Source organism: Salinivirga sp., from assembly GCF_055145285.1.
The window spans coordinates 49,288-60,859 of record NZ_JBSRDC010000070.1 but is presented as its reverse complement, the minus strand read 5'-3'; the positions used below and the strand labels follow the sequence as shown (position 1 = coordinate 60,859).

General features: G+C 38.1%; 10 protein-coding genes. 6 read left to right on the top strand and 4 right to left on the bottom strand.

Going from position 1 to position 11,572, the window contains the following annotated elements:
- Positions 1-95: 95 nt before the first annotated feature.
- Entirely contained in the window at positions 96-1,862 is a 1,767-nt protein-coding gene (locus ACTB0Y_RS14920) for a tetratricopeptide repeat-containing sensor histidine kinase (RefSeq protein ID WP_463207630.1), read from the bottom strand.
- Between the two features lie 49 nt (positions 1,863-1,911).
- A complete protein-coding gene (locus tag ACTB0Y_RS14915) occupies positions 1,912-2,439 on the bottom strand; it encodes an O-acetyl-ADP-ribose deacetylase (protein ID WP_463207629.1) in 528 nt (175 codons plus the stop codon).
- A gap of 53 nt (positions 2,440-2,492) precedes the next feature.
- Between ACTB0Y_RS14915 and ACTB0Y_RS14910 the strand changes: the two genes are divergently transcribed.
- The 3 genes from ACTB0Y_RS14910 (at position 2,493) to hflC (ending at position 5,733) form a co-directional block, all read left to right on the top strand.
- Positions 2,493-2,720 carry a hypothetical protein gene (locus ACTB0Y_RS14910; protein WP_463207628.1) on the top strand — a complete coding sequence of 76 codons (228 nt, stop codon included), beginning with the start codon at positions 2,493-2,495 and terminating at the stop codon, positions 2,718-2,720.
- Between the two features lie 1,066 nt (positions 2,721-3,786).
- A complete protein-coding gene (gene hflK / locus ACTB0Y_RS14905; protein WP_463207627.1) occupies positions 3,787-4,752 on the top strand; it encodes an FtsH protease activity modulator HflK in 966 nt (321 codons plus the stop codon).
- A 33-nt stretch (positions 4,753-4,785) separates the two neighbouring features.
- Positions 4,786-5,733: a protease modulator HflC gene (hflC, locus tag ACTB0Y_RS14900; protein WP_463207626.1), complete on the top strand. Its 948-nt coding sequence runs from the start codon at positions 4,786-4,788 to the stop codon at positions 5,731-5,733.
- A gap of 429 nt (positions 5,734-6,162) precedes the next feature.
- On the opposite strand, the gene ACTB0Y_RS14895 is transcribed toward hflC, so the two are convergent.
- Both ACTB0Y_RS14895 and ACTB0Y_RS14890 read right to left on the bottom strand, forming a co-directional pair.
- Positions 6,163-6,966 carry a class I SAM-dependent methyltransferase gene (locus tag ACTB0Y_RS14895; protein ID WP_463207625.1) on the bottom strand — a complete coding sequence of 268 codons (804 nt, stop codon included), beginning with the start codon at positions 6,964-6,966 and terminating at the stop codon, positions 6,163-6,165.
- A gap of 277 nt (positions 6,967-7,243) precedes the next feature.
- Positions 7,244-7,558, bottom strand: coding sequence for a sodium:solute symporter family transporter (locus tag ACTB0Y_RS14890; RefSeq protein WP_463207624.1), 315 nt, complete (start codon positions 7,556-7,558; stop codon positions 7,244-7,246).
- 639 nt (positions 7,559-8,197) lie between these two features.
- On the opposite strand from ACTB0Y_RS14890, the gene ACTB0Y_RS14885 reads away from it, so the two are divergent.
- From ACTB0Y_RS14885 to ACTB0Y_RS14875, 3 genes are all read left to right on the top strand, one after another.
- A complete protein-coding gene (locus ACTB0Y_RS14885) occupies positions 8,198-9,577 on the top strand; it encodes an IS110 family RNA-guided transposase (RefSeq protein ID WP_463207623.1) in 1,380 nt (459 codons plus the stop codon).
- Between the two features lie 68 nt (positions 9,578-9,645).
- Positions 9,646-10,365, top strand: a complete 720-nt coding sequence (locus ACTB0Y_RS14880; RefSeq protein WP_463207622.1) for a fibrobacter succinogenes major paralogous domain-containing protein — start codon at positions 9,646-9,648, stop codon at positions 10,363-10,365.
- A gap of 218 nt (positions 10,366-10,583) precedes the next feature.
- Positions 10,584-11,357, top strand: a complete 774-nt coding sequence (locus ACTB0Y_RS14875) for a hypothetical protein (RefSeq protein ID WP_463207621.1) — start codon at positions 10,584-10,586, stop codon at positions 11,355-11,357.
- Positions 11,358-11,572: the final 215 nt, after the last annotated feature.

Below are 11,572 nucleotides of genomic sequence, written 5' to 3'. Positions count from 1 at the left end.
CAGCCATAATTTTAAACACCGCCCATATGTTAGAAAAACAAAAGTAGTCCCCCAATTGTAAAAAACAAAATCATAATGCACTCAATGGAAGTTATTTATGCGTTTGTGTTTTCAAGTTGGGTTAAATGATCTTTCTCGAGCTGTTTCTTTCTTTTGTTGAATACTTCTATGGCATCGTCTATTATTTCATTGATGTTAGTTTCTTTGAATTGAACTTTAAGCTCACTGGCTTCAATTTTTGCAATGTCAATAATATCGTCTATCAGGTGCAGTAAAAGGTTACTGTTTTGCTCTATGAGTTTGCGGTAGGTTTTCTCTTCTTCTTCTGTTGGAGACGTATAGTTAAGCAATTCGGTAAAACCTACAATTGCATTCATTGGTGTTCTTATTTCGTGCGACATATTGGCCAAAAAGGCTGATTTAAGCCGGTCGCTTTCTTCGGCTTTTTCTTTGGCGTACCACAAATCTTTTGTGCGCTCTTGTACTATTTCTTCCAGGTGATTGCGATGGTTTTCTATCTCGTTTTTTTGTTTCGTAATTTTTTTGTTTTGCTCATAAATAGTAAAATTTTTCTTTTTGAGCTTTTTGCGTGTGGCCAGCAAAAATATAATGAACCCTATAGCAATGAGGAAAGCAATAATGGTAAATATTTGCTGGCTGCGAATTTGTTTCAGCTGAACTCGTTTGAGCTTATTGTCGTTTTCAAGGTTGTCGATGTGTAATTTTTGATTCTCAATTTGATACTTTTTTTCTATAGATTCAATCTCACGCATTTTTTCTATGCTAAATAAGCTATCTTTAACTTTTATAAACTTTTTGTAGAATTGAAGTGCTTTTTGAGTCTTGCTTTGTCCTTCAAAAGCAATCGCCAGTTGTAGATATGCGTTTTTTTCCTGCTCAATAATTTCTGCTTCTACGGCAATTTCCATTCCTCGCGTGGCCAGCTCAATTGCTTTTTCGTACTGTTTTTGATTGTTATATGTTTCTGCAATTCCAATGAGTGTTCTGGCAATGTTGAGTTTCGACCCCAGATCTTCATATATCTTGAGTGCTCTTACAAAATACCTTGATGCAGTTTTATACTGATTTAAATTCATGTAAGCAAGGCCAATGCTTGAGTTGCAATGTGCAATTCCCTGCCGGTCATTGTAATTTTTATAAATAGTAAGGGCTTTTTCCAGTTTTGTAATGGCAGAGTCATACTGAGTTTTTTCTATGTGGATTAACCCCATATTGTTGTAGCAGCCTCCTATCCCCAGACTGTCGTTATATTTTTTTCGGGTTTCAAGTGATTTTTGATAATATTCAAGTGCCAGATCCAGGTTATTCATGGAAAAATATAAGTTTCCAATGTTGTTGTATGTTTTACCCATGCCTTCTTCATCATCCAGTAGCTTGCGTTTTTCAAGCGACTTTTGATAATATTGTAAGGTTTTAAGGTAGTTTCCCTTTATTCTGTTTATTACCCCCAGGTTATTATAGATTTTAGCCAGACCAAGCGTATCGTCTTTTCGCTTAAAGATGTTCATGGCAATTTCGAAATGTTTAATGGCAATGTCGAGTTCATTTTTTATGTAATGAACGTTGCCTATGTTTTTGTGGCTCGCAGCAAGCCTCAAGGAATCGTCTGCCTCCATGGCTGCTTTTTTTGCCATTTGGCTATATTTCAGGGCAGAATCCGGATAGGAGCGTCTCAGAATCATCGATAGTTGATTGAACGCGTCAATGCGGGTTTCAGTTGATTCGGTTTCTTTCAGTAGTTGCTGTAGGCTATCTATGCGGTCTTGCTGTGCATTGATGACAGTACTAAAACAAATAATGATGATCCACAGTAAATATTTTTTTATGGTTGTTTGGTGCATTTAGTTGGTTCAGAATTATTAATGGTTTTGATATTAAGTGGTTTATCTCTTAAAGGTTTTTTTGAACCCATTGATAATTTTCATTGTCGAAGCAAATTAATTCTATTTTCTGAATGTTGGTTGATTCATTAATAAACTCTTTTATTGTCTTTATTGCAATGGTTGCAGCCTTGTCTTTTGGAAATCCATAAATACCGGTACTTATATTAGGAAAAGCTATTGTTCTACAGTTGTTTTCAACTGCAACTTTGAGGGAATTCCGATAGCAGTTGGCCAGTTTTTGTGCTTCATTTTCATGTCCTCCGCGCCAAACAGGGCCAACAGTGTGGATTACATGTTTTGCCGGAAGTTTTCCTGCCGTGGTAATTACAGCTTCTCCAGTTGGTAATTTGCCAATTTTCGATATTATTGCCTGGCATGCCTCAAGTATGGCTGCACCACCAGCCCGGTGAATTGCTCCGTCTACTCCACCGCCTCCTTTTAGTGCGGAGTTGGCCGCATTAACTATTGCATCTGCTTTAACTTTTGTAATGTCTCCTTGAATAACCTCTATTTTGCCGGTCGAGTGATGTGTCATAAGTCTGTTTTTTTACTCTCCATATGCAACTACATCAAATTTAGTGAATTTGAGTGGAAAAAGTAAAATTTATTATTCATAGTTCAGGCGAAAATTATGCCATAAAATATCCAGAGTATGAGCGCCATGAAGATGGTAAATACAGTAAGAACTTTGATATTTTGCTTTTTCCGATGTTTTCGGATGCAGGTCTTAATTCGTTTTCTCATTTCGCTGATTTCTTCAGCGGTCATGGTTTGGTGGGTTTTCTTTTTGGACGAAAGTTGATGTGGTATATTTGAATGTAAATTTCTTCTTCGGGTTAAACGTTTATTTTTTTGTTACCGTAATGCCTGGTTTTGTTTGTCCCGGTTTATCATATCCTGTACATGTCCACCAAAGCCCATTTATGGAAGATATTAAATTTGTTTTATAGAACCACAAGTGTTCACGCTTTTATGAAATTTCCGGCCACTGTATTCGAGCAGATTACAACCGGGCCTGCTATTAAGCAGCGAGCTCAGCGTAGGTAAATCGGCGTTAGCGGCTCGTTTTGAATTTTGTAAATGCACCGGTTACAAATCGGCGTTAGCTTTGGTTATAAACCGGGTTTACGATTTTACCGAAGGTAATTTCTCTGTTTTTGGTTTCTAACTTGTAGGTGCTCCGCTACCGCACCCTGCTACCGCACGTGTCCTCACGTGTGGTTTTCCTACAAACTAACCGTACACTGTTTTTTCACGAAAAAACAGGAATCCCCAACAACCTTTGTTAAATTTGATTGATTGCGTTAGGCGTTTATTAAACGTTTACAAAATCCTATAAACGAACATGAAACCTGCGCTTATCTCGCTTCATTAAGACGGCTAAAGACAATGGGAAAGTGCAGGTGCTGTTATTTATATTGTGTGTAATATAGATTCATCCGCCAGGAATGATTAATTTTGAATCGGAAGACTACAAAGTAAATATTAATACGCTCTGCAGCAGTGGTGAGTTATAGAGTTCGAAGATTTAAATAAGCTCCACCTTCCGGCCGAAGGGAGCCCAACCCTTGGTTTCCCTGCACTATTTTTCGAAATATTAAGAAATAATAGCAATTTATTGCCAAACCATGTTATTAGTTGTAAATTTACAAATAATAATATTTAATAATTAGTTTATGAACCGAGCCATGACTAAAAATTTGACGCATTAATGCTGAGCCTGTCGAAGTTGATGCTGAGCCTGTCGAAGTACACCCGCATGATTATAATAAAACTGAAAAGCATGTGTGGCCGGGTATTAAACTCAACATGGCGAGCTTTACCTGCCCGCAGTACTACTAAGGCAGGCGGGTCTAACAACTAAAATCAAAATTATAAACATATGCAAGATCAAGAATTCAATGTAGATGAAATACAACAATTAGTTAAAAAGCATTACAAGACAGTAGGTATTGTAATAGTGCTTTTAATTGTTGGATTTAGTTCATTTTTTCAGGTAGGTACAGAAGAAGAGGCTGTAGTAACCCGTTTTGGTAAACATGTACGGACGGTTACCCCCGGTTTAAAAATGAAATTACCCTTTATGGAAAAAGTTTATAAGGTGCCTGTAGAACGACAAAAAAAGCAAGAATTTGGCTTTCGCACCCAGCAAGCCGGTGTAAGAACAACTTACAGTCGCACAGGTTCCGTCACTAAAGACGAGGCCGTAATGTTAACCGGCGATCTAAACCTGGCAAATGTTCAGTGGGTTGTGCAATACCGTGTAAGCGATCCTTACAATTACCTTTTCAAGGTGCGCAATCCCGACAACACCCTTCGTGATCTTTCCGAAGCTGTTACAAGACAAATTGTTGGCGACCGGACTGTTAACGAAGTATTGACTATTGGACGGGCTGAAATCGCCAGTGAGGTTAAAGTTTTGCTGCAGGAAATGGGCAGAGAATATTCACTGGGTATTGAAATAGCCCAGGTAGTACTTCAGGATATCAATCCCCCGGAGTCGGTAAAACAGGCATTCAATGCAGTAAACGAAGCACAACAGGAAAGAGAAACCCTGATAAACGAGGCTAAGTCGGAATACAACAAAGTAATTCCACGGGCCCGGGGGGAGGCTGAAGAAACCATTCAAAAGGCAGAGGGATACGCAACCCAGCGCGTAAACAATGCCCAGGGAGAAGTGGCCAGATTTAACGCCCTTTACAACGAATACATCAGGGCGCCCGAAGTAACCAAAAGAAGAATTTACCTTGAAACTATGCAGCTGGTTCTTCCTAAACTGGGAGATAAGATTATTACTTCAGAGGATGGCAACAGCATGATCCCTTTACTTAAAAAGACAATTAAATAAGCTGCAAAACATCAATTTATTAAACGAATGACAATGAAAAAGCAAAATAAAATATTACTGATTGCCGCAATTATCGTTGGCGGCATTATTGTTTTATCTCAAAGTATTTACGTTGTAGATGAAACCCAACAGGTTGTAATAACTCAATTTGGGAAACCAATCGGCGATGCCGTGACCGAACCCGGCTTGAAATTCAAAACGCCTTTTGTTCAAAAAGCAAATTTTTTTGAAAAACGTTATATGGAATGGGACGGCGATCCCAATCAGATTCCTACGAAGGAAAAAAAATTCATCTTCGTTGACAGCTATGCCCGTTGGCATATTACCGATCCACTGCAGTTTTATAAACGACTTACTAATGAACGAGGCGCCCAAAGCAGGCTCGATGATATTATTGATGGCGAAACCCGCGACCAGGTAGCCAGCCACAGCCTGGAAGAGGTTGTAAGGAACACCAACCGGGAGGCCGACACTACAGCTAAAATAAGTGAAATGATCGAAGATTCTCTTGCCAGGATCGAGGTGGGCAGAAAAAGAATCCAGAATATTATTCAGGAAACAGCTAATGAAGAGACAAGAGATTTGGGCATCGAAATACTTGATTTCCGGTTTAAACGAATCAATTATGTCGAGGATGTCAGAGAACGGGTTTATGACCGTATGAAGAGCGAGCGAATCCGTATTGCCGACAAATTCAGATCCGAAGGTGAGGGCGAAGCTTCAAGGATTAACGGAGAGAAAGAACGTGAGTTGAATCAGATACAATCGGAAGCATACAAGGAGGCTGAAACAATTAAAGGGAAAGCAGACGCTGAAGCTGCCAGTATTTATGCCAGCGCCTACAATAAATCAAGCAGGTCAAAAGAACTGTACAGCTTTATTAAAAGTATGGAAACTTTTGAAAATACGTTCGATTCCACCACCACCATTATTCTTTCAACCGATAACGAACTATACAAATACCTGAAAAGTATGGACTAAAACGAACCTTCAAGCATAATTACTCAAAAAGCCGGATGACTAACTGAAGCAAATTGAAAATTTGATTCAGTTAGTCATCCTTTTTGCATTAACAAGGTCACGAAAAAGCTTGTAGTATCTAATCCACATAATAGAGAATAAAGAATCTGGAGAAAGATTTCCTGAAAAATTGGGTGAGCAAAATGTATGTATACAACTAAACATACACTGAAGCTTGTTGCAATGCCCATTGGTAAAGCCCGCAAAACCTGAACTAAAACCAGGCTTTGCCAGCCGGAGCTGAGCCGGGCTCAGTGCCCATTGGAAATTATCATTTTACGAATAAAGAACCTTTCAGGCCATCCCGCTCCAACGCCGGTCAAAGAGTTGGAGCAGGAATAAAGGTTGAATAATGAATTGAGAAAAGATGCGGAATAGGAGTTTAATCTGTTATTTTTCAAGTGTATAGCTCCAATATTGAAACCTTCCGCTTGCAAAATTATTGTAACGTGAAGTCCCAACCGTACCCGCGAAGGTCTTGAATGATTTACGCAGGAATTTTGGTATTTTTGTGTCTATAAGATATTCCCTTCTTTCTGAGTCTTTATCGAGGCCTGCAACAACATTACTCGAGATATTTTTTTCTGAGATACGCTTAAACCCCGCTTTATCGATTCGCTTATTAAAGTTTTCGATTTCGTGTGGGTAGATCATATCTGCAAGCAGCAGTTTCCCTCCGGGCCGAAGTACACGATATACTTCATTAAAAAAGGCTTGTATATCACGGTAAACGCGAGCCGACTCTACATTAATAATAAAATCAAATGAATTATTTTCATATGGAATCGATTCTGCAACTCCATGGATAAAGCTTAGATTATCAACATTGTAATGCTCGTTGCAAAAGTTGATACTGCTTTCCGAGATATCCATGCCAATATAAATTTCGGGCTTATAGTAGCGACTGATATAAGATGCTCCTCCACCTCTTCCGCAGCCTACTTCGAGGACTTTTTTGCCTTTTAAGTCGGCTTTATTTACAACATGATCATAAAGTTGAATACAATAACGGTCAACTTCATCTTCATCTGTAAGTTCCAGACGCGGATCCCCATTCAGACTTTCATACCCATAGTTCATAAAGTTGGCCGCATTATCGCTGTCGTACTTATTCATTGTTCTATGCCACCACTGCCACAAAGGCTTTCTTAAAAATTTTGGCAGTTCCGCGAACTTTTCTACAATCCTGGTCATTTAATATCCTGCTAATTTCACATTTGTTTGAATAGTGTCAAAATTAAAAAAAATCCTATCAGAGCAAGCAGTTTTAACCTTTCCTTTCAAATGTGTAGCTTATTTGTGGAGGATAGGGTCATATTTATTCGAATTCCCCGCTACCGCGATTATATCGCGTGGTATTTTAATTATCGGCTCACGAGATCCTTAATATAAGAATTATAAGCAGAATACTAATGACCAAACTATGACAATTCTATGCAAAAGTAACTAAAGCTTTTTTCTAAAAACTCCGCTACCGCACGATTGCATCGTGTGGTGTTTTTGTTATGTCTGCCCGTATGTTTAAATATTGATTTTTTTGCTCTTGTTTAACAGGAAATAGTTTGCTAAAAATAGCAATAGCGATTAAAGCAAAAGTAAATCCCGGTAATATTTCATATAAATCAAAAAGTCCGCCTTCTAATTGTTTCCAGATTAATGCGGTAGCTCCTCCGGTAATCATTCCGGCCAAAGCTCCACCGGCAGAAATATTCTTATTGTATAACGACAGGATAATTATCGGCCCGAAAGCAGCTCCAAAACCTGCCCAGGCACAATAGTGTTTCACGGCTCGCCCCGAACTTCCCATATCAGAGATAAAGGAAATTCGGTGTAATTCGAGACTTAGAAGTTTTTACGTGTCATTTTCATGGAGAAATACGGTTCACGTAAAAACAAATTACAGCAGTCAACATGCACCTGATCAATTATTGGCGGTTATTTTAGTCCCAGAAGAATTCGGGGTAATAAGTGGGGTCGCTGAACTTTGTTTTTGTTGTGTAATTAGTATATTGTAAAACAAAAGTTCAGCTATATAAAGGCTTTCTGGGTGACGTCAGACCGCCAACACTTGATAGCTGCAGTACGTTGCCAATCATTCCCCACATAAGAACCTCCAGAATAGATTTAAGATTAAGTTATCTATTCCTCCAGTTCAGATTAAATCCTCTTGCTAACGAGGAGCGTCTTCGAATTAAAAGTTCTGCTAATTTTGAGCCGACTCTATGCATGGCCGACTTTTTAAATGGTGCTTTAAAAGCCCGTGACGCATTCTGGTTGAAATGTAAAAAGCCCCTGAAAGATGCATTTCAGAGGCCTGTTGATAAATCCAGTGGTGGTGCCAATTTTGGCAACCCCGTTCAGAATATTTCTCGATTCAAAGATACATTTCCTTAGAGTCATTTTTACTAATTATAAAAAAGAAATTATGGCAAGGAAAAAGAAAATTGACATGGAAATTGTAAATCACAATGCAGCAGGAATTGATGTTGGAAGTAAATCACACTTTGCTGCCGTGGGGCAATCTTTGGATGACGTAAAAGAATTTGGTGTTTATGCAGAAGACCTCGTAGAACTTTGTGAATGGTTGCTATCATATGGTATTACAACAGTAGCAATTGAATCTACAGGCGATTATTGGCAAAATTTATATGTCGAGCTGCAAAAACATGACATTGAAGTTGTTTTATGTAATGGAAAGTTTACGAAAAATGCAAAAGGTAAAAAGACCGATGTGAAAGACAGTCGTTGGATACAAAAGCTTCATTCATTAGGTTTATTATCAGGGAGTTTTTTGCCTGATGAAACAACAGAAATACTTCGTACATATTGTCGTCAAAGAGCCAATTGGATTGACATGGCTTCAAGCGCATCTCATAAGATGGCAAAATATCTCAAATTTTTGAATTTTCGATTAGATGTGGTAGTAAATGATATTTGCGGACTTACCGGAATGAAAATCATTGCCGATATTTGTAATGGCAATTTGGATCCATACTCTTTAGCAGAACACCGACATTACAATTGTAGGAAGCCCAAAGAGGAAATAGCAAAGGCTTTGCATGGAAATAATAGACAAGACTATCTGTTTGGGTTAAAGCAAGAGTTTGATAGCTATAATTATTTTCAAAAGAAAATTAAGGCGTGTGATAAAGAGATTGAGAAATTAATAAAAAAAGAGATCCGGAAGAATCCTGATAAACAAAAGCTTGAAACAACAGAAAAACCATATAAGCGCATAAATAAAAATGCGGTTGATATAAAAAACTTCAATCAAATTGCTTTTCAATATTTTGGTGGAGTTGACTTGATGGCTATAGAAGGAGTTAGTCATGCAACAGTAATGTCAATCATGAGTGAAGTAGGAATTGATGGCTTTAAAAAGTTTAAATCAGCAAAAGAGTTCTGCTCCTGGTTAAGATTGGCGCCCAACAATAAGATATCTGGTGGAAAAATGCTAAGCAATAGAATACCCAAAGGGAGTGGCAGATTAAAAATAGCACTTCGTCATTCAGCAAATGGCATAGGAAATTTGAAGGATACGCATATGTCTAATTTTTTTAATCGTATTGCTTATAGAAAAGGAAGGCAAGCAGCTGTAAGTGCAACAGCAAGAAAACTGGCAACAGTTATTTGGACAATGGTGACTAAAAATGTACCTTACAATCCACCCACAGAATACCTGTTTCTCGACCAAAAAAGAAAGATGGGAATGGCAAAAAGAATTAAAAAACAAATGGCTAAATTTGACATAAAACCTGACGAAATTGGAATTGGTAACTCATTGACTCCCAACTACAATTTTTAACGTTAGTCAGAATAGAAAAAGCAAACACAGAAACAAACAGAAATTATAAACCTTAAAAATTTCAAATTATGCTACAAAAACAAAAACTTTTAGCCATTTTAATGCTGGCTTTAGCAAGCACATTATTAATTTTTACTGCATGTGAAAAAGACGAAGATGACGACCTTGCCAATGACGAAACAATAAATTGGGGAAATGGAGTAACAGATATTGATGGTAATAATTATACTTCTGTAATTATTGGTGACCAGGAATGGATGGCCGAAAACCTGAAAACCACCACGTACAACAATGGTACATCCATAGCACTCGTTGAAAACGACACAGACTGGGCAAACAACACCACCGGAGCATACTGTTGGTACGACAATGACCAGGCTCAGTACGCTGAAACGTATGGTGCTTTGTACAACTGGTACGCCGTGGAAACCGGCAATCTGTGCCCCGACGGCTGGCATGTACCCACCGATGAAGAGTGGACAGCCCTGGAAGATTATATTGCTTCCCACGGAAATAGTGGAGCTGAAGGCACTGCTTTAAAAACTACTTCTGGTTGGAACAACGATGGAAATGGGACAGATGATTATGGCTTTACAGCCCTTCCGGGAGGCTACCGTAACATCGTTGGTGGGTTCAACGCCATTGGGAGCTACGGCTACTGGTGGAGTGCTACCGAGCTCGGTACCGGCTCTGCCTGGAGCCGGTACCTGTACTACGATGGCAGCAATGTCTACAGCTACAACGACTATCAGGAAAATGGTTTTTCTGTCCGTTGCTTGAGGGATTGATTTATTTGATTATTTACCGAGAAGCGGACGAATTTTTTTTAAAAACAAAGCAGTTAGTTCATTACGTTGGGTAACAGCATGTGATGCGGCATGCCGTGCATAGAGCAAAAGTGGAAGGGCACAGATTTTTTGTGAACTTGTGTGCTTTTTGTAACTTTATGCAGGTAAAGCGGCTCGCCGCATACAGCCGGGACGTTAGGGCCTATAAAATGAAACGCATGAGATACATTTTAGCTTTTATTTTTTTTATTGTATTATTTAGTTGTAATAATAAATCAACCGATAAAGAGTTAGATAGAGCTTTTATTAATTCATACTCTGAACTTGACGAAAATTGTATTGATATTATAGATGAGTTTTTAAAACCCTATGATTTTGATTCTGATGCTCTAACGATAGATAAAGTATTTCGTTTGGACGTGTCTGTTGATACAACAATTTATTCTAAATATGATTTATCATATAATTATTTCATCGGAGTAAAATTGAAACCAGATTTGTATGACCTGATTGTATTTGACGTTGATTTAAAGATTGGTGCAGTTTCATTATGTCAAATCTTACCAAATGACGAGCTAATAATCAATAATATGGATTATCTCTTCACCGATTTAACACCACTATCGAACTGTACTGACTTAAAGATTCCTGATACATTGACTCAATCTACCTCAAATCAAAACATTATGTTTCGTAATAGGGTATGGAGGAATACAACATATAGATATTGGGAGCCGGACACGATAAAACAATCGGGATTTAAGGACAAGATTTTAAATAATATTTGGATATTCACTCCTGAAAAAAAGTTCATCTTGATGAATCAACAAAATGACACCCTTCTAGTTGACGATTTTGAACAGAACGGTTACGATTTAAAGTTAATTGAATCTGGATATAAATTTGAAATTGGAACTCAAACGAGGACTAATATGTTGATAAAAAACAGGAAAGAAAAAAAATATGTGCTTTTGAGTAGAATCAATTATTAAAACTTACAGGCCCTAACAGCGGTGAATAAAGCAAAGGCAGTACGTGCGTTTTCGTGGGTTTGGGGTATAATTTTAACACCGCCAAAACTTCGTTTTGACGGCAAAAGTTGTACATTTGTAAAACAAAGTTTTGGCTCCATGAAGTTTGGTCGGTCTTTTCAAGTAAGGCCTTCGCTTCATCACCGCAACGTAAGTTTTATTCACTGCTATTCATC

Coding starts and splice junctions, on each gene's coding strand:
- ACTB0Y_RS14920 (WP_463207630.1), bottom strand. CDS start 1,862: ATGCACCAAACAACCATAAAAAAATATTTACTGTGGATCATCATTATT.
- ACTB0Y_RS14915 (WP_463207629.1), bottom strand. CDS start 2,439: ATGACACATCACTCGACCGGCAAAATAGAGGTTATTCAAGGAGACATT.
- hflK (WP_463207627.1), top strand. CDS start 3,787: ATGCAAGATCAAGAATTCAATGTAGATGAAATACAACAATTAGTTAAA.
- hflC (WP_463207626.1), top strand. CDS start 4,786: ATGAAAAAGCAAAATAAAATATTACTGATTGCCGCAATTATCGTTGGC.
- ACTB0Y_RS14895 (WP_463207625.1), bottom strand. CDS start 6,966: ATGACCAGGATTGTAGAAAAGTTCGCGGAACTGCCAAAATTTTTAAGA.
- ACTB0Y_RS14885 (WP_463207623.1), top strand. CDS start 8,198: ATGGCAAGGAAAAAGAAAATTGACATGGAAATTGTAAATCACAATGCA.
- ACTB0Y_RS14880 (WP_463207622.1), top strand. CDS start 9,646: ATGCTACAAAAACAAAAACTTTTAGCCATTTTAATGCTGGCTTTAGCA.
- ACTB0Y_RS14875 (WP_463207621.1), top strand. CDS start 10,584: ATGAGATACATTTTAGCTTTTATTTTTTTTATTGTATTATTTAGTTGT.